The organism is Lelliottia sp. JS-SCA-14, assembly GCF_035593345.1.
Classification (GTDB): domain Bacteria; phylum Pseudomonadota; class Gammaproteobacteria; order Enterobacterales; family Enterobacteriaceae; genus Enterobacter; species Enterobacter wanjuensis.
Window position 1 is genome coordinate 1,612,652 of sequence record NZ_CP141606.1, and the last position, 24,421, is coordinate 1,637,072.

21 protein-coding genes are annotated in these 24,421 nt (G+C 58.4%); 10 read left to right on the plus strand and 11 right to left on the minus strand.

Going from position 1 to position 24,421, the window contains the following annotated elements:
* Positions 1 to 7: 7 nt before the first annotated feature.
* On the minus strand, positions 8 to 1,309 hold the full coding sequence (locus U9O48_RS07585) for an MFS transporter (protein ID WP_285145490.1): 1,302 nt from the start codon (positions 1,307 to 1,309) through the stop codon (positions 8 to 10).
* A 289-nt stretch (positions 1,310 to 1,598) separates the two neighbouring features.
* On the opposite strand from U9O48_RS07585, the gene U9O48_RS07590 reads away from it, so the two are divergent.
* Positions 1,599 to 2,672, plus strand: coding sequence for a LacI family DNA-binding transcriptional regulator (locus U9O48_RS07590; protein ID WP_324723987.1), 1,074 nt, complete (start codon positions 1,599 to 1,601; stop codon positions 2,670 to 2,672).
* On the opposite strand, the gene U9O48_RS07595 is transcribed toward U9O48_RS07590, so the two are convergent.
* From U9O48_RS07595 to U9O48_RS07610, 4 genes are all read right to left on the minus strand, one after another.
* Entirely contained in the window at positions 2,669 to 3,925 is a 1,257-nt protein-coding gene (locus U9O48_RS07595) for a DUF1479 domain-containing protein (RefSeq protein ID WP_282492294.1), read from the minus strand. The two genes, U9O48_RS07590 and U9O48_RS07595, sit on opposite strands and share 4 nt — an antisense overlap.
* Positions 3,926 to 4,083: 158 nt before the next feature.
* Positions 4,084 to 4,893: a Cof-type HAD-IIB family hydrolase gene (locus U9O48_RS07600; protein WP_324723989.1), complete on the minus strand. Its 810-nt coding sequence runs from the start codon at positions 4,891 to 4,893 to the stop codon at positions 4,084 to 4,086.
* Positions 4,894 to 5,142: 249 nt separating this feature from the next.
* A complete protein-coding gene (locus tag U9O48_RS07605) occupies positions 5,143 to 7,575 on the minus strand; it encodes a formate C-acetyltransferase/glycerol dehydratase family glycyl radical enzyme (RefSeq protein WP_324723990.1) in 2,433 nt (810 codons plus the stop codon).
* Between the two features lie 4 nt (positions 7,576 to 7,579).
* Positions 7,580 to 8,479, minus strand: a complete 900-nt coding sequence (locus U9O48_RS07610) for a glycyl-radical enzyme activating protein (RefSeq protein ID WP_285149095.1) — start codon at positions 8,477 to 8,479, stop codon at positions 7,580 to 7,582.
* Positions 8,480 to 8,605: 126 nt separating this feature from the next.
* Here U9O48_RS07610 and fsa point away from each other — a divergent pair, with 126 nt between their 5' ends.
* Positions 8,606 to 9,268, plus strand: coding sequence for a fructose-6-phosphate aldolase (gene fsa / locus U9O48_RS07615; RefSeq protein ID WP_285149096.1), 663 nt, complete (start codon positions 8,606 to 8,608; stop codon positions 9,266 to 9,268).
* Positions 9,269 to 9,566: 298 nt separating this feature from the next.
* On the opposite strand, the gene moeB is transcribed toward fsa, so the two are convergent.
* A complete protein-coding gene (moeB, locus tag U9O48_RS07625; protein WP_285149097.1) occupies positions 9,567 to 10,319 on the minus strand; it encodes a molybdopterin-synthase adenylyltransferase MoeB in 753 nt (250 codons plus the stop codon).
* 1 nt (position 10,320) lies between these two features.
* On the minus strand, positions 10,321 to 11,553 hold the full coding sequence (gene moeA, locus U9O48_RS07630; protein ID WP_285149098.1) for a molybdopterin molybdotransferase MoeA: 1,233 nt from the start codon (positions 11,551 to 11,553) through the stop codon (positions 10,321 to 10,323).
* A 189-nt stretch (positions 11,554 to 11,742) separates the two neighbouring features.
* On the opposite strand from moeA, the gene iaaA reads away from it, so the two are divergent.
* The 7 genes from iaaA to U9O48_RS07665 all read left to right on the plus strand — a co-directional run bounded on the left by iaaA (position 11,743) and on the right by U9O48_RS07665 (position 19,802).
* Complete coding sequence (gene iaaA, locus U9O48_RS07635) at positions 11,743 to 12,681, plus strand: beta-aspartyl-peptidase (RefSeq protein WP_285149099.1); 939 nt, start codon at positions 11,743 to 11,745, stop codon at positions 12,679 to 12,681.
* A gap of 11 nt (positions 12,682 to 12,692) precedes the next feature.
* On the plus strand, positions 12,693 to 14,558 hold the full coding sequence (gene gsiA, locus U9O48_RS07640; RefSeq protein ID WP_324723992.1) for a glutathione ABC transporter ATP-binding protein GsiA: 1,866 nt from the start codon (positions 12,693 to 12,695) through the stop codon (positions 14,556 to 14,558).
* Between the two features lie 33 nt (positions 14,559 to 14,591).
* Positions 14,592 to 16,130: a glutathione ABC transporter substrate-binding protein GsiB gene (gene gsiB, locus U9O48_RS07645; protein WP_282492302.1), complete on the plus strand. Its 1,539-nt coding sequence runs from the start codon at positions 14,592 to 14,594 to the stop codon at positions 16,128 to 16,130.
* A gap of 48 nt (positions 16,131 to 16,178) precedes the next feature.
* A complete protein-coding gene (gsiC, locus tag U9O48_RS07650) occupies positions 16,179 to 17,099 on the plus strand; it encodes a glutathione ABC transporter permease GsiC (RefSeq protein ID WP_095281371.1) in 921 nt (306 codons plus the stop codon).
* A gap of 1 nt (position 17,100) precedes the next feature.
* Positions 17,101 to 18,012 carry a glutathione ABC transporter permease GsiD gene (gene gsiD, locus U9O48_RS07655; protein WP_282492303.1) on the plus strand — a complete coding sequence of 304 codons (912 nt, stop codon included), beginning with the start codon at positions 17,101 to 17,103 and terminating at the stop codon, positions 18,010 to 18,012.
* Between the two features lie 179 nt (positions 18,013 to 18,191).
* Entirely contained in the window at positions 18,192 to 18,575 is a 384-nt protein-coding gene (gene bssR, locus U9O48_RS07660; RefSeq protein WP_095281373.1) for a biofilm formation regulator BssR, read from the plus strand.
* A gap of 108 nt (positions 18,576 to 18,683) precedes the next feature.
* Positions 18,684 to 19,802, plus strand: a complete 1,119-nt coding sequence (locus U9O48_RS07665) for a PQQ-dependent sugar dehydrogenase (protein WP_324723996.1) — start codon at positions 18,684 to 18,686, stop codon at positions 19,800 to 19,802.
* Here the strand turns inward: U9O48_RS07665 and U9O48_RS07670 are convergent, their stop codons facing one another.
* Entirely contained in the window at positions 19,803 to 20,429 is a 627-nt protein-coding gene (locus U9O48_RS07670; RefSeq protein ID WP_095281375.1) for a glutathione S-transferase family protein, read from the minus strand.
* A gap of 258 nt (positions 20,430 to 20,687) precedes the next feature.
* Between U9O48_RS07670 and dacC the strand changes: the two genes are divergently transcribed.
* A complete protein-coding gene (dacC, locus tag U9O48_RS07675; RefSeq protein WP_285149104.1) occupies positions 20,688 to 21,890 on the plus strand; it encodes a serine-type D-Ala-D-Ala carboxypeptidase in 1,203 nt (400 codons plus the stop codon).
* Positions 21,891 to 22,158: 268 nt separating this feature from the next.
* Here dacC and deoR read toward each other — a convergent pair whose 3' ends face one another.
* The 3 genes from deoR to U9O48_RS07690 form a co-directional block, all read right to left on the minus strand.
* Entirely contained in the window at positions 22,159 to 22,917 is a 759-nt protein-coding gene (gene deoR, locus U9O48_RS07680; protein ID WP_285149105.1) for a DNA-binding transcriptional repressor DeoR, read from the minus strand.
* A 67-nt stretch (positions 22,918 to 22,984) separates the two neighbouring features.
* Entirely contained in the window at positions 22,985 to 23,593 is a 609-nt protein-coding gene (ybjG, locus tag U9O48_RS07685) for an undecaprenyl-diphosphate phosphatase (protein ID WP_285149106.1), read from the minus strand.
* A gap of 7 nt (positions 23,594 to 23,600) precedes the next feature.
* Positions 23,601 to 24,329 carry a phosphatase PAP2 family protein gene (locus U9O48_RS07690; RefSeq protein ID WP_282492309.1) on the minus strand — a complete coding sequence of 243 codons (729 nt, stop codon included), beginning with the start codon at positions 24,327 to 24,329 and terminating at the stop codon, positions 23,601 to 23,603.
* Between the last annotated feature and the right edge of the window lie 92 nt (positions 24,330 to 24,421).

Consider the following 24,421-nt stretch of genomic DNA (forward strand, 5'->3'; position numbering starts at 1 on the left):
TCCACTATCAGGCGCGCTTGGCGCGACGTTCAGCAATAAATGCCACCAGGAAAACAGCGCCAATCAGGTCAAAGAAACCCATGGCAATGAAGAGCGGGTTGAAGCCGATTTTGTCGGCGGTCACACCAATTAACAGAGAGAACAGGAAGCTCGCGATCCACGCCGCCGAGCCGCGCATACCGTTGACGGTGGCCATCTGGCCTTTGTCGAACGACTCCACCACCAGGGCGCTTAACATGCAGGAGATGATCTGATGGCCGAAACCGCCGATGGAAATCAGCACGATGGTGATGTAGGGGTCACGGGTGATGGCAACCGCCGCCAGGGAGATCATCAGGAAGGCACCGGTGACGGAGCTCGCCACGACGGAGTTCACGCGAGTACAGCCGAACCAGCGGGTGTAGAGGCGGGTGAGGTAGCCACTGACCACGCTGCCCAGATCGGCGGCGAGGAACGGCAGCCAGGCGAACATCGCAATCTGTTTCAGATCCATGCCGTGCTCTTTCGCCAGATACAGCGGCACCCAGAAGCTCAGCACCGCCCAGGCCGGTTCCGCCATAAAGGCCGGAATAGCGATCCCGTAGAAGCGTTTGTTTTTGGAGACGGTTTTCAGCGCGGTCAGGAACGGCATTCTGACGGCTGGCGGTTCGTTATCCTGCTTAATAAACGCCAGCTCGTCCTTGCCCAGATTCGGGTGCTGCTCCGGGTTGTGGTAGAAGGCCCACCACAGGATCACCCACAGCAGCGCCAGCACGCCGGTAAACATAAACGCGCCCTGCCAGCCGAAGGAGGCGTGAGCGAAGTAGATGATTGGTGGAGCCAGCATCGCCCCAATCGAGAAGCCGACGCCTGCCCAACCGGCAGCCACCGGACGCTCAGATTTCGGGAACCACTCGCCGATGGTTTTGGCGTTCGCCGGTGTCGCGGCGGCTTCCGATGCCCCCATGAAGAAGCGCAGAACCGCCAGATGCAGCCAGCTGCTGGCTCCGGCGTGGAAAATACACATCAGCGCCCAGATCCCGGCGCAGACCATAAAGCCAATCTTCAGGCCAATCACGTCAATCAGCCAGCCGCACAGGGGCTGGAACAGGGTATAGGCAATCTGGAATGCACCGACGATCCAAGAGTACTGCTCGGTGGTGATCCCCATGCTCTCTTTCAGCTCGGGCGCGAGGATACCTAACGAGTTACGGGTGATGTAGTTAACGGTGACGCCCAGTAAAAACAGCACCAGCACGTACCAGCGCAGATTCTTGATGACGCGGCGGGCTTTGCTTGCCACGACAGGGGTATTAATGTCCTGACTCATTTTTCTCTCCACAAGACGGACGGTAAGGGGATGAACGTATCGGGTGTCACACCGGTTTTTATGCCTTTGATAGTTATCTGTTTTATGACTTCAAGTTGCTATGCAACTAGTATGGAAGTGGTGTGACAAGTTCACCTTAAGGGAGAGAATGAGCGGGAAATAGTGGATTTTGTGCAAGCTTTCTCATAACTGCGCGGTTTATTTTGGCATGATGCCGTTAAAGCCTGCTGTTACCGCAATCTCACGCTATGAAAATTTTTTCATTTGGCAAATGGAGCGAGATCACAAAATGGATAAAAGACTTAAAATCGCCGAAATCGCCGCCCGGACGCAGCTTTCCATCAGCACTGTTTCCCGCGTGCTGGCCGGGAAGTCGAACACCAGTGAAAAGGCGCGCATCAAAGTGCTGGCCTGCGCGCGCGAGCTGGGGGTGATGGACGGCATGGCCGCCGGGCGCTTGCTGCTCAACAGTCTGGTGGTCTTCGCTCCGCAGCGCGCGTTTGACGAGCGGTCCGACATCTTTTACTACCGCGTGATCCAGAGCGTGAGCAAAGGGCTGGCCTCCCATGAAGTCCGGCTACGCTACTGCGCGCTGGAGGAGAACGACAGCGACGCGCAGCTGTTTCTCGCGCGCATGAACGAGCCCGACACCCAGGCGGCGATTTTGCTCGGCATTGACGACCCGCATATTCACGATCTGGCCGTCGATATCGGCAAGCCCTGCATGCTGATTAACTGCCGGGACCAGCGGATGCGCCTGCCCGCCGTGGCACCCGATCACCGCGCGATTGGCGAACGGGCGGCTGAGTATCTGTTCGAGATGGGCCATCGCGAGGTAATGAACGTTCTGTGCCTGCGTCGCTACACCATGGAGCTGCGTCTGGCGGGCATTCGCGATGCGTGGCGCGGGCATAATCTCAAATTCAACGACAAGCGCGACCTGCTGGTGGTGCCGAGTTTCAGCGCCAAAGAGACCGAGCAGCAGGTGAGCGAATGGCTGAGCCAGATGGCGGAAAAAACGCTGCCGACGGCCTTTTTAGTCGGCGGGGATTTCATGGCTGAGGGCACGATTCGCGCCCTGCAAAAGCACGGCCTGCGCGTCCCGCAGGATGTCTCGGTAATGAGCATCGACGGCTTTAATCTGGCCGCGATTCAGGATGTGCCTTTGACGGCGGTGCATGTCCCGCGCGACGAACTGGGAACCGAAGCGGTGCATATGCTCCAGCAAAGGCTGATGCGCCCGGACGCGCCGGTCGGGACGCTGTTGCTGAACGGCACGCTGGCAGTGCGGGAGTCGGTACGGCGGATACGTCAGGGAAAACGACGCACCGCCGTGGAGCGGGAAGGGCTGTACGACGCTTAGGCCATGCCCAGCGCGCGTTTCCCGTGGATATTAAGATCGTTCAGGGTGAAGCGGTCCTGCCAGGTTTTCTCATAATCTTCGCGCGGGAAATCGCCCGGTGACGCCCCGGTTTCCAGCGCCGCTTTCACTTTCTGCGCGTAGGCGAGGTTTTTCTCGCACATCGGCGCGGCAGGGATGTACATCACGTTGCCCCAGCCCTGCTGATTCTCCACCGGCGCGACCGAGTGGATCACGTCGCAGTGCCACCACACGGAATCGCCCGCCTCCAGCGCCGGAATGCTGGTCAGAGCTTCGATAAGCAGCGGATGCCACTTCTCGGAGACCGGCAGCACGCGGCCTGGGGCAACGCCGCAGAGTTCATCTTCCGGTACATCATCCAGCAGCGGACGCAGCAGAATGTAGGCCATCGCCTCCGGGATCGGCACCACGTGCAGCAGACCCTGATTCGGGATCATATCCGACAGCGCGGTCCAGCCCTGGAAGGTACGGAACACCGAGCATTTGGTGGTGTTATCCACGGTGTACTCTTCCACTTCGGTACGGTGCGCCGCATTCCACGGATCGTACTGATCGACATTCCCGTCAAACACGCGGGCAAACACCTGCTGATAGGCGGGGAGCAGCCAGCGTTCCAGCGCGCCGGAGTCCGTATGCGCGCCCAGTCCTTTCGAGGTGGTGCCCGGCGGGCGGCGGCGGATGCGATCCGGGTAGATCACGCTGACGTCCGGGTTGAACCACTGTTTGCCGTTGCTCTCGAATGTCCATAAACGGTTCAGGAACGATTGCACCTGCGCCATCTCTTCACTCTGACGCGCCTGCATCTGCGCCTGCGACCAGTAGATCGGGAAAATCTCCGGGCGTGACGCGGTTAAGGTGCCAAAGAAGTTATCCCCCGGCCCTTTGTACACCTCGTCAAACTGGTTGAGATCGAGATAGTCGAGCATCGAGTTATCCCACGCCAGCGCCTGCTCGCGCGGGAAATGACCTTTGATCACCGCGCAGCCACGGCGTTTCACCGCCTCGCGCTGCGCTGCCGTGATCTTCCCGTTCTTCACATCTTCAAACGGAATCACCGGCCAAACGCTTTCACCCTTGCTTTTCAGGGCGTTGATTTCCGCCACGCGGGTGGCAATTTTATCGCTGAGCTTATCAAAAACGCCCTGAACGTCACCGATTTGGGCACGTAACTCGCGTTTTAACTGTCGAATGGCGGCTTTGTGGTCCGCAGGCAAAATTTCACTGGAGAAGGTCATAACTGCCTCGCTGTCTTTCATTCGAAAGTAAAAGTATCTACAAGTGATACTTTAAGTTAAAAATAAGTTAATGCAAGTTTAAAAACTTGACGGGCAGCACAGGATGAAAAAAAGAGTGAGGTGCCGGAGCGTCGCCCCGGCAGGGGAGGGATCAGAGGTTAAAACGGGGCGGTATTGTCGAGCACGGCCTGAATGACGTTCAGCGCGCCCTGATGGTTATTGTCATCGGTGCTGAATTTGCTGATGGTTTTGATGCTTTCCGCCGCATTGCCCATGGCAAACGAGTATTTCACCAGCTTGAGCATCTCCGCGTCGTTGTCGCTGTCACCAATCGCCACGCACTCCTGGGGAGAGACATTCCAGCGTTTCAGCAGGCGGCTGATGCCGTTGGCTTTGTGCAGGCCAGGAATGATCAAATCAACAAAGCCAAAGCCGCTGGTGACGGGTTTCATGATGCCGTCTAACGAGACGTGCAGTTTGTCGATGAGGTCAGGAATATCGCTGTCCGGCAGGTTCAGGGAGAACTTAAACAGCACGTCGTCGATCTCCTGATAGTCGCTGATGCGCTGTAAGCGATGGTAGTGTTTGGACATCAGCGCCACGAATTCGTCCGGTGCGTTTTTGCTGACGTAGGCGCTCTCCAGCCCGCAGGCGACGAAGTTGAGCTGTTTGTCTTTCAGTAATTCGCCGATCACGATCTGTGATTCGTGACGCGTCAGTTCGCCGTGGAAAATTTGCTCGCCGTGATCGAAGACCAGGGCGCCGTTTTCCGCCACGAAGGAGATCTGTTCTTTCAGTTCCGGGAAGAAGGAGATGAGCTGGTAATACTGATTCCCGCTGGCGACCACGAACTCGATGTCGCGGGCCTGAAGCTGCTGAAATTGCGCCAAAAAGCGGTCACGATCGTACTGCTTGGCGTCATCAAGGAAAGTTCCGTCCATATCGGTGACGATAACTTTTACGGTCATACATTGCTCTCCAGAATATTACTGCGACCAGCAACATTCTAATAACAATGTGACCCGAACCACAAATTTATTTCATTCGAAAGCAAAAGCAAACAGCAACCCAAAGGTTGCTGTTTTAGTGTTTGCACCCTCTCCCCGTGGGAGAGGGCCGGGGTGAGGGCATCAGACCGCACGAACCCGCATCAGCGCGCGCATTTCCCCCTCACCCTAACCCTCTCCCTCAAGGGAGAGGGGACCGTCCGGTGGAAATTAAAGCGTATGCTCAGTCCGGGCGATAATATCGTCCTGGGCATCCGGCGACAGGGCGGTGAAGAACGCGGAGTAGCCCGCGACGCGCACCACCAGGTCACGATACTGGTCAGGATGTTTCTTCGCTTCCAGCAGCGTCTCGCGCGACACGATGTTGTACTGAATGTGCCAGCCTTTATGCACCTCGAAGAAGGTGCGCAGGAGTACCATCAGCTTCTGGCGGTCCGAATCGTTTTCCAGCGTCGCCGGGTTCAGCTTCTGGTTCAGCAGCACGCCGCCGAGAATCGCCTCCGTTGGCAGCTTGCCGACGGAACCAATCACCGCCGTTGGGCCGAGATGGTCGGTACCGGAAGCCGGGCTCGCGCCTTCCGCCAGCGGCGTATGGGCTTTACGACCGTCCGGTGTCGCCATCGTTGCTGCGCCAAACGGCACGTTCGCGGAGATAGACGAGGTACCCGCGTAGTAGTTCCCGCCAATCGGACCGCGACCGTAGCGCGGGTTGTGATACTGCTTCAGCTCTTCGATATAAGTTTCATAAGCACGAGTAAGCAGGAGATCCACGCTGTCATCGTCGTTGCCGTACTTCGGCGCGCCGTTGATCAAACGCTGGCGCAGCTGTTCGTGCGTCAGACCGTCGTAGTCCTCTGCCAGCGCCTTCGCCAGCTGCTGCTGACCGATAGTGCCCTGTTCGAACACCAGCTTTTTCACCGCCGCCAGGCTGTTGCCGAGGTTGGCGATACCGACCTGCAAACCGGACACCCAGTCATATTTCGCGCCACCTTCTTTGATGCTTTTCGCGCGTTCGATGCAGTCATCCACCAGCGCCGAGCAGAGAATATCGTGGACGTTCTCCTCCAGCATGGTATCGACCACGTACTCAATTTCGATCGATTTGCGGGTGTAGTAGCGGATCTGGTTATCCCAGGCGGCCATCACCTCGTCGAAGTTGTCGAAGTTACCCGCCGACAGCGCTTTGTCCTGCGGCAGGAACACCTTGCCGCTGGTGGCGTCGCGGCCACCTTCCATCGCCGCCAGCATCACGCGGGCGAAGTTGATAAAGCTCATGCCGGTGCAGCGATAGCCCCACTTGCCGCCGACGGCGGTTTCGATGCAGCCGATCGCCGCGTAATCGTAAGCGTCCTCTTTTTCGACGCCGAGTTTGATGAACTCAGAGATAACAATTTCGTCGTTGTTAAACGCTGGCATGCCGAAGCCGCAGCGGATCACCTGCACGCAGGCGTCGAGGAAATCGTTGCTCATCCCCGCGTGATAACGCACGCTGAGGTTTGGCTGGGTGGAGCGCAGACGACCGCAGGATTCCAGAATCGCGTAGGAGAGCGGGTTGACCGCATCCATCGGCTCGCCGTTCACCAGTTTCTGCCCGCCAATGGTGACGTTCTGATACAGCGGGCTGCCCGCCGACGCTTTCGAGTGCGAGCCGGAGCGGATCTTGTTCACTTCCAGCAGTTTCAGCCAGCAGCTGTGCAGCAGTTCAATCGCCTGTTCACGTCCCAGCGTGTTATTCAACTCCACGTCGCGGCGGTAGAACGGATAGAGATACTGGTCCATACGCGCAAACGAAACCGAGTGACCGTTGGATTCAATTTGCAGGATCAGCTGGATGAAATAGCACAGCTGCAGCGCCTGCCAGAAAGTTTTTGGCGGCTCGTGGGCAATCACGTCGCAGTTTTCCGCCATCGCCAGCAGCTCGTCGCGGCGGCTTTCGCGGATCTCATTGCTCGCCATTTCACGCGCCAGGGCGGCAAAGCGCTGGATGTGCAGGGTGACCGCTTCCAGCACGATATCAATGGCTTTCAGGAACTGATCGCCGTGCAAGTCTTCCAGCACGGTCAGGTTGATGCGGGTCCGGCGCTCTGCCACTTTGGCGCGCATCCCGTCGAGGCCCTTTTCCAGCAGCAGCGGGAAGTTCACCGCCAGGTGCGCATCGCCGGAGGTCATGTTGCCTTCGGCTTTAATGATGCCGGTTTCCAGCAGCCCTTTTTGCTCGTCGGTAAACATGCCGTAGCAGCGATCCTGAACCGTCTGGCCGCGCCACCACGGGCAGACGTCGTGCAGCACGCGCTTGTTCTCTTCGCTCACCGCGAAGCCTGCGCCCGGACGGTCGGCCAGATCGTCGATCTCTTTTTCAATCCACGAGACGGTGTACTCCGGGAAGATCGGCGCGGCGCGCACAACGCTGGCCTGGTTGCCAATAATCAGTTCGTCGTGTTTGATCCAGATGGTGCGTTTGGCCAGATGATGGGCCAGCGCCAGCGCGCGACGCACCGGGATCGGTTTGTCCATGTGCTGCTGGTACATTTCGGTGTAGTGCTGCGCGCGCTCGGTACAGACCGGCGGTTTGACGATATGCACCAGAGCGGTTTTGTGCGCCTTAATGCGGTCTGTCAGGGTGTTCAGATTCAGCTGTGTCATAACATTATCCTCGTAAGGTCGCCGTTAACCCATTCTGGGCCGCAAACTGTTGGGCAAAATCCAGTAACTCAGGGTTATCGAGCGGTTTGTCAGGGGCAGAGTAGGGAAGGCCGAGCAGGGTGTATTTGTTCATGCCAAGGGTGTGGTACGGCAAAAAGTGGATATCGCGGACGTTCAGTTCGTCGGCGGCGAAACGGGTGATGGCTTTAATCGAGGCTTCGTCGGCGTTAAAACCCTGAATCAGCGGGACGCGGATGGTCAGCTCTTTTCCGGCAGCGGCCAGGCGCTTTAAGTTCTCCAGCACCCGCTTTGCCGAGCCGTCGGTCCACTGTTTAAAGACCTCGGCATCGACGTGTTTCAGGTCCGCGAGGAACAGATCGACATAGGGCAAAGCCGGTTCGATGTAATGCCATGGCACGTGCAGGCAGGTTTCGACCGCCGTATGAATCCCTTGTTCGTGGCTGGCTTTAAACAGCGAATGGGCCAGGCCCGGGCTAATAAAGGGTTCGCCGCCGGAGAGAGTGATCCCGCCGCCGCTGCGATCGTAAAAAGGCTTGTCGCGCAGGACGGTGGCCATAATGTCGGCCACCTGTTTTTCTTCGCCGCAGACCGTCAGCGCCTGGGTCGGGCAGCATTCGGTGAGGGCGTCGAGATGGGTTTCGTTGAGTTTTTCGCGATGGATGATCAGTCCGTTCAGCGCGCGGTCGATAATCCCCGGTGCGGCCTGCTGGCACAGGTCGCAGCCTTCGAGGCACAGACGCGCATCAAACAGCACATCCCGCGTGCGGGAGCGGCTCTCCGGGTTCTGACACCAGCGGCAGCCGAGGGAGCAGCCCTTCAGGAACACCACGGTACGAATACCTGGGCCGTCGTGGGTGGAGTAACGCTGAATATTGAAGATCATATTTTCGCCTCTTGTTGCGTATGAATATTAAATAACTTTCGAATGAAAGTTATTTTGATGTGCGTCAACTCTGAGGAAGGTTTTTACGTGGTAGTGTTACGGCAGGTTAATTTTGAGGGTGACATCATGGAATTCTATCTCGACACATCTGACGTAGCCGCAGTCAAAAAACTGGCACGCATTTTCCCGTTAGCGGGCGTAACGACCAACCCAAGCATCGTCGCCACCGGTAAAAAGCCGCTGGACGTGTTGCTGCCAGAGCTGCATGACGCCCTCGGCGGAAAAGGGCGTCTGTTCGCGCAGGTAATGGCGACCACCGCAGAAGGCATGGTGGAAGACGCCCGTAAGCTGCGCGCCATCATTAACGATCTGGTGGTGAAAGTGCCGGTCACGGCGGAAGGGCTGGCGGCGATCAAAATGTTGAAAGCGGAAGGGATTCCGACGCTGGGGACGGCGGTGTACAGCGCGGCGCAGGGGATGTTGTCGGCGTTAGCGGGGGCAGATTATGTCGCGCCGTACGTCAATCGCCTGGATGCGCAGGGCGGAGATGGAATTCAGACCGTGGTGGAACTTCAGCAGCTGTTAACGCTGCACGCCCCGCACGCCAAAGTGCTGGCCGCGAGCTTCAAAACCCCGCGTCAGGCGCTGGACTGTATGCTGGCGGGTTGCGAGTCGATCACCCTGCCGCTGGACGTGGCGCAGCAGTTAATTACCTCTCCGGCAGTGGATGCGGCGGTAGTGAAGTTTGAGCAGGACTGGCAGAGTGCGTTTGGACGGACGTCAATCTAACTTCATTGCCGGATGGCGCTAACGCTTATCCGGCCTACGAGGTAAATGCAAAACGGCAACATCGTTGCCGTTTTTAATGTTTTCTCCCTCTCCCCGTGGGAGAGGGCTGGGGTGAGGGCACCAGACCGCACAGCACAGGTTTTACCCTCCGCACACCTCGCACCCCGAATTGCGCATCAACTTCATCTCCCGAAACTGGCAGGTCATCGCGTCGTACATCACGATTTTCCCGGCGGCCGGCGTGCCGTAATGCGTCAGTTTTGTAGGCCGGGTAAGGCGAAGCCGCCACCCGGCTTTTTTATGAATGACACACCTCGCACCCTGAATTGCGTATCAACTTCATCTCCCGAAACTGGCAGGTCATCGCGTCGTACATCACGATTTTCCCGGCGGCCGGTGTGCCGTAATGCGTCAGCACTTTAATCGCCTCCATCGCCTGCAATGAACCAATCACCCCTACCAGCGGCGCCATCACGCCCGCTTCGACGCAGGTGAGGGCATTCTCGCCGAACAAGCGGCTTAAACAGCGATAGCACGGCTCGCCGTCCGCATAGGTAAAGACAGAGATCTGCCCTTCCATGCGAATCGCCGCTCCGGAAATCAGCGGAGTTTTATGGGCAAAACAGCCCGCGTTGAGCTGGTTGCGCACGGTCACGTTGTCGGTGCAGTCGAGCACGATATGGTGCTGCGCGATTTGCGCGGACAGCGCCGCCTCGTCGAGCATCCCGTCGATAAGGGTAAAGTGAACATTCGGGTTAATGCGCGCCAGCGCGTCGCGCGCCGAGACCACTTTCGGCTGGCCGATGGTCGCGTCGCTGTGCAGCGTCTGGCGCTGTAAGTTCGACACCGACACGGTATCAAAATCCAGCAGCGTCATATTGCCGACGCCCGCCGCTGCCAGGTATTGCGCCGCCGCGCAGCCTAAACCACCCAGTCCGACGACCAGCACGTGCGCCGCTTTCAGCGCCTCCTGCCCGTCGAAATCAAACCCGCGCAGGACGATCTGCCGGTTATAGCGCAGCATCTCCTGGTCGCTCAGCTCCACCGTCATCTTAGCCTCCGAACAGATGGTTAAAGGCTTCAACCTCAACCCACTCACCGGCTTCTACATTCCCGCGCTCACGCTCCAGGACGATGAAACAGTTGCCCTGGCTGAACGAGCTAAAGATGTGCGAACCCTGATGCCCGGTGGTGCTCACTTCCAGCTCGCCGTCGGCGTTAAGCGCCAGAATGCCGCGCTGGAAATCCAGACGCCCTGGCGATTTCTTGAGTCGCGTAGCAGCGCGCACCCGCTGACGCACCGGCAGGCCCGACGCTTTATCACCGGAGAGTTTCGCCAGCAGCGGCTGCACCAGCTGATAAAAAGTCAAAGCCGCCGAGACCGGATTGCCCGGCAGGCCGCAGAACCAGCTGTGCTCCAGTTTGCCAAAGGCAAAAGGTTTGCCCGGTTTGATCGCCAGCTTCCAGAAGCCGATTTCGCCCAGCTCGTCGAGAATGGTTTTGGTGTAGTCCGCCTCGCCGACGGAGACGCCGCCGGAGCTGACCACCACGTCGGCGGATTTGTCCGCTTCGATAAAGGCCGCGCGCAGTTTTTCTGGATCGTCCGGGATAATGCCAAGGTTAATCACCTCGCAGCCCAGCTGCTCCAGCATCAGATGCACGGCCAGACGGTTCGTGTCGTAGATTTGCCCTGCCTGCAACGCCTCGCCCGGCAGCTGCAGTTCATCCCCGGTGGAGAAGACCGCGACGCGCACTTTGCGCACCACGTCGATATCAGGAATGCCGAGCGATGCCAGCACCGGCAGCTCCGCCACTGTCAGTTTCGTACCGGCGGCGAAGACCGTCGCGCCCTGGGCGATATCTTCTCCGGCGCGGCGGATGTTCTGGTTTGCTTTGACGCTGGCGGTAAAGCGGACGCCTGCGTCGGTCTGTTCGGTCTCTTCCTGCATCACCACCGCGTCGCATCCGTCAGGCACCGGCGCACCGGTCATGATGCGAATGCACGAACCCTGCGGCCACTCGCCAGCGAAAGGCTGACCGGCGAAGGCTTTCCCGGCAACCGGTAAAGCATTTCCCGCCTGAATATCCGCCAGGCGCACCGCGTAACCGTCCATCGCCGAGTTATCAAACCCCGGCACGTTCAGCGGAGAGACCACGTCGCGCGCCAGAACGCGCCCAAAGCCGCGCAGCAAAGGTAGCGTTTCGTGCTCTCTCAGCGGGGTGATTCGGTCGAGCATCTGTGCGAGTGCCGTTTCAAGCGGCATCAGTCCGGCGGTAAAATCCATGGGTTACTCCTGCGGGTGAGCTACGAAAGCGGGCATTATGACAGAAAAGTGCCTCTAACTGTATGACACGGAGGGTGTAGTCTTTACATCACCTCTGCGTCTTTCTATATTCAAAATTCATCTGAAAGATCTGACCACGATAATGATATTTATAGGAAAAGCAGCGCCTTTACGCTGACAGGTGATGAAATGGGTAATGCGGTAATCGCAATTCACGGCGGCGCAGGGGCGATTACCCGGGCGAAGCTGAGTCCGGAGCAGGAAATTCGCTATGTCGATGCGCTTTCTGCCATTGTCGAAGCGGGCCAGCGGATGCTGGAGGCGGGCGAGAGCGCGCTGGATGTCGTCACCGAGGCGGTACGTTTGCTGGAAGAGTGCCCGCTGTTTAACGCGGGTGTTGGTTCGGTCTTTACCCGCGACGAAACCCACGAGCTGGACGCCTGCGTGATGGACGGCAACAGCCTGAAAGCGGGCGCGGTGGCGGGTGTCAGCCATCTGCGCAACCCGATTCTGGCGGCGCGTCTGGTGATGGAGCAAAGCCCGCACGTCCTGATGACGGGTCCAGGCGCGGAGCAGTTTGCCGCGGAGCATGGCATGGAATTAGTCCCTGCACAGATCTTCTCGACGCCCGAGCGTTATCAGCAATTATTGGAAGCGCGCGACGCGGGGATCACCCAGCTCGATCACGCGGCACCGCTGGATGAAAGCACCAAAATGGGCACCGTCGGCGCGGTGGCGCTGGACAAAGAGGGCAACCTCGCGGCAGCCACCTCGACCGGCGGTATGACCAACAAATTACCGGGTCGGGTAGGGGACAGCCCTCTGCCGGGCGCGGGATGCTATGCCAATAACGCCAGCGTGGCGGTCTCCTGTACCGGCACCGGCGAAGTCTTTATCCGCACGCTCGCCGCGTATGACATCGCCGCATTGATGGATTACGGCAACTTAAGCCTCGCCGAGGCCTGCGAGCGCGTGGTGATGGAAAAACTCCCGGCGCTCGGCGGCAGCGGCGGGCTGATTGCCGTCGATCGCGAGGGCAACGTTGCCTTGCCGTTTAACAGTGAAGGGATGTATCGCGCCTGGGGTTATGCCGGCGATGCGCCATCGACGGGAATTTATCGTGAATAAGGGGTTTATGCGTGCCGCACAGTAACGAACTGGACAGCCGGGAAGTTCTGGCCGTCCACAACCTGAACATCGCGTTTCAGGAAGAGCGGCGGCCTGTCCCGGCGGTAAAACAGCTTTCGTTCTCTCTCAAGCGAGGCGAAACGCTGGCGATTGTCGGTGAGTCCGGCTCCGGGAAATCCGTCACCGCTCTGTCGCTGATGCGTCTGCTGGAACAGGCGGGCGGGATCATCGACTGCGACAGCCTGCTGTTGCGCCGTCGCAACCGGCAGGTGATCGATCTTACCGAACTGAGTCAGTCGCAAATGCAGAGCGTGCGCGGCGCGGACATGGCGATGATTTTCCAGGAGCCGATGACTTCGCTCAATCCGGTGTTTCCGGTGGGCGAGCAGATCGCCGAATCTATTCGGTTGCATCAGGGGCTCAACCGCGAGCAGGCGCTGGCGGAAGCCAAACGCATGCTGGAGCTGGTGCGCATTCCTGAAGCCCAGACCATCCTCGGGCGCTATCCGCATCAACTTTCGGGCGGGATGCGCCAGCGGGTGATGATCGCCATGGCGCTGTCGTGCCGTCCGGCGGTGCTGATTGCCGACGAACCGACCACCGCGCTGGATGTGACCATCCAGGCGCAGATCCTCCAGCTCATCAAAGTCCTGCAGCAGGAGATGGAGATGGGGGTGATTTTTATCACCCACGATATGGGCGTGGTCGCCGATATCGCCGACCGGGTGCTGGTGATGTATCAGGGTGAAGCCGTTGAAACCGGCAGCGTGGAGCAGATTTTCCACGCCCCGGAACACCCTTACACCAAAGCGCTGCTGGCGGCGGTTCCGCGATTAGGTGCGATGAACGGCACCGATTTGCCGCGCCGTTTCCCGCTGATTTCGCCAGGCGTGGCGCAAAGTGCGGAAACCGAACAAGACACAGTGGTACCGGGCGAGCCGATTCTTAAGGTGCGCGATCTGGTCACCCGATTCCCGCTGCGCGGCGGGCTGCTTAATCGCGTGAAGCGCGAAGTGCATGCCGTTGAACACGTCAGTTTTGATCTCTGGCCGGGCGAAACCCTGGCGCTGGTGGGCGAATCCGGCTGCGGAAAATCGACCACCGGACGGGCGCTGCTCAGACTGGTGGAGTCCCAGGAGGGGAGCATTACCTTTAACGGCGAGCGCATCGACACCTTGCCCGCCAGTAAATTGCAGCCCCTGCGCCGGGATATTCAGTTTATCTTCCAGGATCCGTATGCGTCCCTCGATCCGCGCCAGACGGTCGGTTACTCGATCATGGAGCCGCTGCGGGTGCATGGCCTGCTGAAAGGCGAAGAGGGGCAGCGGCGCGTCGCCTGGCTACTGGAACGCGTGGGGTTGAAGCCGGAACATGCCTGGCGTTATCCGCACGAGTTTTCCGGCGGTCAGCGCCAGCGTATCTGCATTGCCCGCGCGTTGGCGCTGAATCCCAAGGTGGTGATTGCCGACGAATCCGTCTCGGCGCTGGATGTCTCCATCCGCGCGCAAATCATCAACTTATTGCTCGATCTTCAGCGCGAGCTGGGCATCGCGTTTTTGTTTATCTCCCACGACATGGCGGTGGTCGAGCGCATCAGCCATCGCGTGGCGGTGATGTACATGGGGCAGATCGTCGAGATTGGCCCACGCCGCGCGGTGTTTGAAAACCCGCAGCATCCTTATACCCGCAAGCTGATGGCCGCCGTTCCGGTGGCCGATCCGGCGCATCGCCACGGCCAGCGCGTGCTGTTGCAGGATGAGATGCCGGGCAATATCCGTAAACGCGGCGAAGCGACGGAGCGTGTGGTTCTGCGCGAAGTCGGCCCCGGTCATTTTGTGGCCCCGCCGCATCAACACAATGCATTTTCACGCTTATAGCCTTTGACAGACAGGGAACAACAGGAGAATACAATGACAAAATTTGTTGCTCGTTCATGGCTGTTAGCCGCGAGCGTGACGGCCGCGCTGGCTGCAACGCCCGCGTTTGCGGCCAAAGATGTGGTGGTCGCCGTGGCGTCCAACTTCACCACGCTGGATCCGTATGACGCCAACGACACGCTGTCGCAGGCGGTGGCAAAATCTTTCTATCAGGGGCTATTCGGCCTTGATAAAGAGATGAAGCTGAAAAACGTGCTGGCCGAGAGCTATACCGTCTCCGATGACGGCCTGGTCTACACCATCAAACTGCGCAGCGGCGTCAAGTTCCAGGACGGGACCGATTTCAACGCCGAGGCGGTGAAGGTGAACCTCGATCGCGCGAGCGATAAAGAAAACAGCCTCAAGCGCTATAACCTGTATAAAAACATCGCCAGCACCGAAGCGGTCGATCCGACCACGGTGAAAATCACCCTGAAAGAGCCGTTCTCGGCGTTTATCAATATCCTGGCGCACCCGGCGACGGCGATGATCTCCCCGGAAGCGCTGAAAAAATACGGCAAAGAGATTGGCTTCCACCCGGTCGGCACCGGGCCGTACGAGCTGGTGACCTGGAATCAAACCGATTTTGTGAAGGTGAAGAAATTCGCCGGGTACTGGCAGAAAGGGCTGCCGAAGCTGGACACCATCACCTGGCGTCCGGTGGTCGATAACAACTCCCGCGCGGCGATGCTGCAAACCGGCGAAGCGCAGTTTGCCTTCCCGATCCCTTACGAGCAGGCCGCGATTCTGGAAAAAAACAGCAAGCTGGAGCTGGTCGCCAGCCCGTCGATCATGCAGCGCTACATCAGCATGAACGTCACGCAAAAGCCGTTTGATAACCCAAAAGTGCGTGAGGCGATCAACTACGCTATTAACCGTCAGGCGCTGGTGAAGGTGGCTTTTGCGGGTTACGCCACCCCGGCGACGGGTATCGTCCCGCCGTCAATTGCCTACGCCCAGACCTACAAGCCGTGGCCTTACGATCCGGCGAAAGCGCGCGAATTGCTGAAAGAGGCGGGCTTCCCGAACGGCTTTAGCACCACGCTCTGGTCTTCGCACAATCACAGCACTGCGCAGAAAGTGCTGCAGTTCACCCAGCAGCAGCTGGCGCAGGTGGGCATCAAAGTGCAACTGACGGCGATGGACGCCGGCCAGCGCGCCGCCGAAGTCGAAGGCAAAGGGCAGAAAGAGAGCGGCGTGAGAATGTTCTACACCGGCTGGACCGCCTCGACGGGTGAAGCGGACTGGGCGCTGTCGCCGCTGTTTGCCTCGCAGAACTGGCCGCCGACGCAGTTCAACACCGCGTTCTACAGCAATCCGCAGGTGGACAAAGATCTGACGGACGCCCTCAAAACCACCAAAACCGACGAGAAAGAGCGTCTGTACAAGGATGCGCAGGATACCCTGTGGAAAGAGTCGCCGTGGGTACCGCTGGTGGTTGAAAAACTGGTCTCTGCCCATAACAAGGCGCTGACCGGGTTCTACATCATGCCGGATACGGGCTTCAGCTTCGATGACGCGGATTTGAAATAACAGAACTCATTCCCGCGGGCGATGGCCTGCGGGATAAGAGGGAAAGGCATGCTGAATTATGTTTTTAAACGCCTGCTGGGCTTAATCCCCACGCTGCTGATTGTGGCGGTGCTGGTGTTTTTGTTTGTCCATATGCTCCCCGGCGATCCGGCGCGGCTCATCGCCGGGCCGGAGGCGGATTCGACGGTCATTGAGATGGTGCGCAAGCAGCTGGGTCTCGACAGGCCGCTGTATGTGCAGTTCTGGCACTACATCACCAACGTGTTGCAGGGCGATTTCGGTACGTCGATGGTGTCGCGCCGTCCGGTCTCCGAGGAGATTGCCAGCCGCTTTATGCCGACCTTCTGGCTGACGATTGCCAGTATGTGCTGGGCAATGATCTTCGGGCTGGCGGCAGGGATCATCGCCGCCGTCTGGCGCAATCGCTGGCCGGATAAGCTCGGCATGGCGCTGGCCGTCACCGGGATTTCGTTCCCGGCCTTTGCACTGGGGATGCTGCTGATGCAGATTTTCTCCGTCGAACTGGGCTGGCTGCCGACGGTGGGGGCGGATACCTGGAAGCACTACATTCTGCCGTCGCTGACCTTAGGCGCGGCGGTGGCTGCAGTAATGGCGCGCTTTACCCGCGCGTCGTTCGTCGATGTGCTGAGTGAAGACTACATGCGCACCGCGCGAGCCAAAGGGGTGAGCGAGAAGTGGGTGATCCTCAAACACGGCCTGCGCAACTCGATGATTCCGGTCGTGACGATGATGGGCCTGCAGTTTGGCTTTTTGCTCGGCGGCTCGATTGTGGTGGAGAAGGTCTTTAACTGGCCGGGGCTCGGTCGTCTGCTGGTCGATTCCGTCGACATGCGCGACTATCCGGTGATTCAGGCAGAAGTGCTGCTGTTTTCACTGGAGTTTATTCTTATCAACTTAGTGGTGGATGTGCTCTACGCCGCCATTAACCCGGCTATCAGGTACAAGTAAGATGCGATTGTTTAACTGGCGTCGTCAGGCCATTTTGCAGGCCATGCCGGGGTTAAAACCGGACCATATCCGCACGCCGTGGCTTGAGTTCTGGCGTCGATTTCGCCGTCAGCCGGTGGCGATGACCGCCGGATTGTTCGTTCTGCTGCTGATCCTGGTGGCGATTCTGGCGCCGTGGATCACGCCGTTCGATGCCGAAAACTACTTCGACTACGACCGGCTGAACGATGGCCCGTCGATGATGCACTGGTTTGGCGTGGATTCCCTGGGGCGCGATATCTTTAGCCGCGTGCTGGTGGGCGCACAAATTTCGCTGGCGGCGGGCGTGTTCGCGGTGCTGATCGGCGCGGCGATTGGCACGGTGCTGGGATTGCTGGCCGGTTTTTACGAAGGCTGGTGGGACCGCATTATCATGCGCATCTGCGACGTGCTGTTTGCCTTTCCTGGTATTTTGCTGGCGATCGCGGTGGTGGCGATCATGGGCAGCGGGATGGCGAACGTGATTATCGCCGTGGCGGTGTTTTCCATTCCGGCGTTTGCCCGCCTGGTGCGCGGCAATACGCTGGTCCTGAAACAGCAGACGTTTATCGAGTCGGCGCGCAGTATCGGCGCCAGCGATGCGACGATCCTGTTCAACCATATCCTGCCCGGCACGGTCTCCTCGATTGTGGTCTATTTCACCATGCGTATCGGCGTGTCGATCATTTCGGCGGCGAGCCTGTCGTTTCTGGGACTGGGCGCACAGCCGCCGACCCCGGAGTGGGGCGCGATGCTTAACGAAGCGCGGGCCGATATGGTGATTGCGCCGCACGTGGCGATCTTCCCGAGCCTGGCGATCTTCTTTACGGTGCTGGCGTTTAATCTGTTGGGTGACGGCTTGCGCGACGCGCTGGATCCGAAGATTAAGGGGTAGTGTGGCGGAAAGTGCCGGGTGGCGGCTGCGCCTTACCCGGCCTACGGCCCTGGCGCCAGGAAAGTTGTTACATTGTAAATGATGTTAATTAGTTTCGATTTATTGACCTGCCGCATTATTCTGTACAAAAAATGAGCTTATTCTGATCCTGCACAATGGCTGACAAGGGAGGAAATAGCATGTCCGTTGACAGACTGAAACGCGATCTTCTGAACAAGCTGATCAATGCCCGGATTGACCTTGCGGCATACCTGCAGTTAAGGATGGCAAAAGGGTACATGTCAGTCAGCGAAAGCGACCATCTGCGTGATAATTGTTTTGAACTGTGTGACTACATGCGTGAAAAAGCGCCGATCCTGCGGGATCACTACGACGCTGATGAACAGCTTGTCCTGCAACGCGCGGCTGACGCGTTGTCCAAAGCTGCCGTATGCCTGATGACCGGACACCATGATTGTCCAACGTTTGTCGCCGTCAGCGCAGAGAAACTCGAACACTGCCTGACGACACTGACTCTCTGCATTATGTGCCTGAAAGAGCATGCCGCGCTCCATCAGCACTGAATCTCGGGGGAGGCGACTCCCCCTTCTGCTTAAGCTTTTGTAAAAGTGCTCACGCGCCCGAACGACCTGGCTACTCTTTATGCCAAATGTCGAAAAAAGGAGTGCGTAATGCGCCGATCTTCGCTGATTCCCCTCTCGCTTGTATTCCTCTCTGCTTCGGTGATGGCCGCGCCCGCAGCCGTTAAAGTCGATGTGCTGCAAACCAAACTCGATCACCCCTGGTCGCTGGCCTTTTTGCCGGATAACCAGGGGATGTTGATAACGCTGCGGGGTGGGCAGCTCAAGCACTGGCAGGCGGGGAAAGGGCTGTCGGATCCGATTGTCGGCATCCCGAAAGTTTGGGACAGCGGACAGGGCGGGCTGTTTGACGTGGTGCTGGCCCCGGATTTTGAAAAATCGCGCCGCATCTGGCTGAGCTACGCCGAAGTCGGCAATGACGGGAAAGCGGGCACGGCGGTGGGATATGGTCGTCTGAGCGACGATCTGTCGCGCGTCGAAGCCTTCCTGGTGGTGTTCCGCCAGATGCCGAAACTCTCAACGGGCAATCACTTCGGCGGACGGCTGGTCTTCGACGGTAAAGGCTATCTCTTTATCGGGCTGGGTGAGAACAACCAGCGCCCGACGGCGCAGGATCTGGATAAACTCCAGGGCAAAGTGGTGCGTCTGACGGATCAGGGTAAGGTTCCGGCGGACAATCCGTTCGTCGATAAAGCGGGCGCGCGCCCGGAAATCTGGTCCTACGGCATTCGCAATCCGCAGGGCATGGCGATGAATCCCTGGACCGACGTGCTATGGCTCAACGAGCACGGCCCGCGCGGCGGGGATGAGATCAACATTCCCGAAAAAGGCAAAAACTACGGCTGGCCGCTGGCGACGCACGGCATCAACTACAGCGGCCTGAAAATTCCGGAAGCCAAAGGCGAGCACGTCGAAGGCACCGAGCCGCCGCTGTTCGTCTGGAAAGTCTCGCCCGCAGTGAGCGGGATGGCGTTCTACAACAGTGACGTTTTCCCGCAGTGGAAAAACAAACTGTTTGTCGGCGCGCTGAAAGAGAAGGACGTGATTGTCCTCAGCGTGAACGGCGATAAGGTGACGGAGGACGGGCGGATTCTGGGGGATAGAGGCAACCGCGTTCGCGATGTGCGCGTCGGGCCGGATGGTTATCTGTACGTGCTGACCGACGAATCGGACGGGCAACTGCTGAAAGTCAGCCCGTCCGGGGCCTGATTAGCTGACCGGGATCATCACCGCCTTCTGGAAAGCCGGGCGCTCTTTAAGCTGCGCGATCCAGCGCTCCAGGTTCGGATGCGATTGCCACTCCAGCCCGACGTTGGTCAGGTTCCAGATAAACGGCCCGACGGCGATATCGCCCACGCCAAACGCGCTGCCCGAGAGCCACGGCTGATTCGCCAGGGCGTCGTCCAGCAGCGCAAACATTTTCTCGCAGGCCTCTTTCCCGGCGTTGATGGCGGCGTAATCGCGCTCGGCTTCCGGGGTTCTGACCAGTCCCATCAGGATCGGACGGTGTGCCACAGAAAGCGTCTGGTTCGCCCAGTCCATCCATTTTTCCCCTTCGGCGCGACGGGCAGGATTATCCACCCACAGGCGATTTTGCCCGTATTGCGCCGCCAGATAACGTACGATGGCGTTGGATTCCCACAGGGTTAAATCGGTTTCATCGTCGCGTAACAGCGGCACCAGCCCGTTCGGGTTCATCGCCAGATATTCGGCGTCTTTGTTCACGCCAAACTGCAAACCGGCCATGATCTGGTTAAACGGTAAATCCAGCTCTTCCAGCGTCCACAGCACTTTCTTGACGTTGGTTGAATTGTTCCTGCCCCACAGCGTAATCATATTGGCTCCTGAATGAGTGAAATAACCTGAGTGGTGAATCAAAGCCTGCGGTTTCACATGGTGAGATAAACCTAACATTTACGCAACAGAAGACAAAAAAATCGCATCAGGAACAGCGCCCCGGCCCGTTATTGCGTAAACTTTAAAAACTTTACCTGGTTTAGGTTTCTTTAGACTCATTAGTACGTTATTACTCATCGCTTCTTGCGACACGGTGATGTGACGTGATTTTTTAGAAAGGACACTCGGGTGGCATTTATGACGCATAAAACTTCTTCTCTGCGAAGCCTCGCAGCAGGCTCCGTACTGCTTTTCCTGTTTTCTCCAACCCTGTATGCAGCGGAAGCCGCGGCCCCTGAAGCGCCGCCGGTCGACGCGCGCGCGTGGATCCTGATGGACTACGCCAGCGGCAAAGTGCTGGCCGAAGGCAACGCCGACGAACAGCTCGATCCGGCGAGTCTGACCAAGATCATGACCAGCTACGTGGTCGGGCAGGCGCTCAAAGCCAACAAAATTAAGCTCGACGATATGGTGACCATCGGCAAAGACGCCTGGGCCACCGGCAACCCGGCATTGCGCGGTTCATCCGTGATGTTCCTGAAACCGGGGGACCAGGTTTCCGTATCGGATCTGAATAAGGGGGTGATTATTCAGTCGGGTAACGATGCCTGTATCGCGCTGGCGGATTACGTCGCCGGGAGTCAGGACTCCTTTATCGGCCTGATGAACGGCTACGCGCAGAAGCTGGGTCTGACCAAAACCACCTTCAAAACCGTTCACGGCCTGGACGCGCCGGGGCAGTTCAGTACCGCGCGCGATATGGCGCTGCTGGGCAAAGCGTTGATCCACGACGTGCCGGATGAGTACGCTATCCACAAAGAGAAAGAGTTTACTTTCAACAAGATTCGCCAGCCGAACCGCAACCGTCTGCTGTGGAGCAGCAACGTGAACGTGGACGGCATGAAAACCGGCACCACCGCGGGCGCGGGCTATAACCTGGTGGCTTCTGCGACCCAGGGCGATATGCGTTTGATCTCCGTGGTGCTGGGCACCAAAACCGACCGTATCCGCTTTAACGAATCTGAAAAACTGCTGACCTGGGGCTTCCGCTTCTTTGAAACGGTGACGCCGATTAAGCCGGATGCGACCTTCATCAGCCAGCGCGTCTGGTTTGGCGATAAGAGCGAAGTGAATCTGGGCGCGGGTGAAGCGGGTTCTGTGACGATTCCGCGCGGACAGCTGAAAAACCTGAAAGCGAGCTACACGCTGACCGATCCGCAGCTCACCGCGCCGCTGAAAAAGGGCCAGGTGGTCGGGACGATTGATTTCCAGCTGAACGGCAAATCCATCGAGCAGCGTCCGCTGATCGTGATGGAAGCGATAGAAGAGGGCGGGTTCTTTAGCCGGATGTGGGACTTCGTGATGATGAAATTCCACTCGTGGTTTGGCGGTTGGTTTTAAGTGATTTCAGCGCCGTCTGCCATGCCCGGCGGCGCTTCGCTTGCACGGGCCTACAAAACCCGCGCACAATGCATCAATGTAATCCGGTTTTGTAGGCCGGGTAAGCGTGAGCGCCACCCGGCGAAACCCGTGCACAATGCATCAATTGAATCCGGTTTCGTAGGCCGGGTAAGCGTAAGCGCCACCCGGCAAAACCCGCGCACAATGCATCAATTGAATCCGGTTTCGTAGGCCGGGTAAGCGTAAGCGCCACCCGGCAAAACCGCACTCAATACATCAACTTAATCTGCTGCGCCTTCGCATGGGTGACCAGCTCGTCATCCGGCTTACAGTCGCTCACAATCGCGTCAAAACGCGCCAGCTCACCCATCCGTGCCGGGCGGACTTTGCCAAATTTGCTGTGATCCACCACCAGCACATGATACTGCGCGGCATTCATCGCCCAGTGCTTCACCGTCAACTCTTCGAGATTAAAGCAGGTCGCACCCTGACGCACGCTCACGCCCGCTGCCGAGTAAAAGGCGATATCCGGACACAGATTGCTCAGCGTATCCTGCAAATTCAACGGTTTGAAAATGGCATTGCTGGCGTGAAACTCGCCGCCGCAGAGGATCACCCGACACTCAGGTTTCTCCTGAAGCGCCAGAAAGGTGTTCAGGGAGTAGCACACCGCCGTGAACGGCAGCGTGTTATCGATGGCTTCGATAATCCACGGCGTGGTCGTGCCGCAGTCGAAAAACAGGGTCTGATGGGGTTGCACAAGGGAAGCGGCCAGCCGCGCGGCTTTGCGTTTCTCCTCGACCAGGCGGGTTTTTTGATCGCTCAGCAGATAATGGCTGCCGCTGCGCGGCTCCAGCACAATATAACCGCCGAGCAGTACCACTGGGGCACTTTCGCTGTTCAGGTCGCGACGGATGGTCATCTCGGAAACGCCGAGCAAGGTAGCGGCTTCTTTGAGATGCAGCTTATCGCTGCGCTTCAGGGCGTGCAGCAGCTGGGAGATGCGGTCGTCGCGTCGTGTTTCCATAGATCCTCGGGGCGAAAAAGTGAACCCCCACAATGTGGGGGTTCAAGTGTAACCTGTCGGACCGGGATTAGTCACGTATCCAGCCCTTGCGGATGGGCAGGGCGAAGCAGACGCGGTAAACCCGCTGCAGCCCGCGATAAATCTGCTGGCCCATGATATTCCACAGGATTTGCGCCGTCAGACAGCCCATAAAACCAACCAGCAATCCGCCCAGCATATCCAGCGGCCAGTGGACGCCGAGATAAACGCGCGACCAGGCGATGCCAAGGGCGATAACCATCAACACCACGCCCGACCAGACGCGATGCCAGAACAGGAACGCCAGCGCGAAGGTGAAAATCACCGTGCCGTGATCGCTTGGGAAGGAGTCATCTGCCGCGTGGTGCAGGAAGTTTGAACCGATATGGTCGACAAACGGACGGTCGTGCGGGAACAGATGTCCCAGCGTCCAGGAGGCGGTCATGCTCACCGCCAGGGCCATCGCAATCTTAATCACCAGCTGACGCTGGGCGCTGACCTGCCTACGCGGGCCCCACAGCCAAAGGATCGCGATGAGCAGGGGCACGATGTTAATCAGATCTTTGGCGACAAATTTGGCAAAGATAATCATCCACTCCGGTGACGCCGGGGTGGCATTAATCAGATAAAACAGTCCGTAATTGAGATTCTCTAACATTCCATCATCACTCTTTTGCAAACCAGGCAGAAACAAGGCCGTAAGCCACGACCTGAGAAAACCACACCCACCAACCTGCCCACAGGTTGTGAGAGAAGAAATGCGCACCGCGCATCACCTGACCGAAGCCCATCGCCAGCCCGACCGCTGCGCCCAGGGCGACGAAGCACCACGCCAGACGAGGACGCTCACGCCAGAAGGCGAAAAACAGCCCCATGATCATAAAGCCGCTCGAAGCGTGCCCACCAGGGAAACAGCGACCGGGGCCGCTACCCTCAGGCGCGCTGCCAAACAGCGGATACGACACCGCCTTGCCGCCGTACTCCAGCAGATCCCACGGGCAGCTGTGGTGGCTGATACTTTTTAGCACGCCCACCACCAGCGTTCCGAGTCCCATCAACAATGCGCCCGTCACCAGCGGCATATTGCGGCGCAACGCGCCATAAATCAGCGCGACTGCTGCCAGCGCAATGGCGATGTACTTCGCCAGTCGGTGGTTCAGCAGGTCCAGCAGGTGATTTTGCTGGAGCGGGAAATGGTGCGTGGCGGCGTCATACCAGAAACCCGTTATCCACCGATCCAGCGTTTCATCGCGTGAAAGCCAGGTAAACAGCACCGCCAGAACAATCAGCACGAAAAGCTGATAACCATAAAAGCGGGCCGGTAAACGGTAAAGGGGTTTTGTCTTAGTTGTCGGCGACTTAGATAAATCTGATGGGGCAGTATTGTGGGCCATAAATGACGTTCGTTGACGGGAAATAGAGGCATCATAAAGGTGTCAACTTAAGGAAACCTTAAACGGCGACGATATGTGCTTTATTTCTGTTT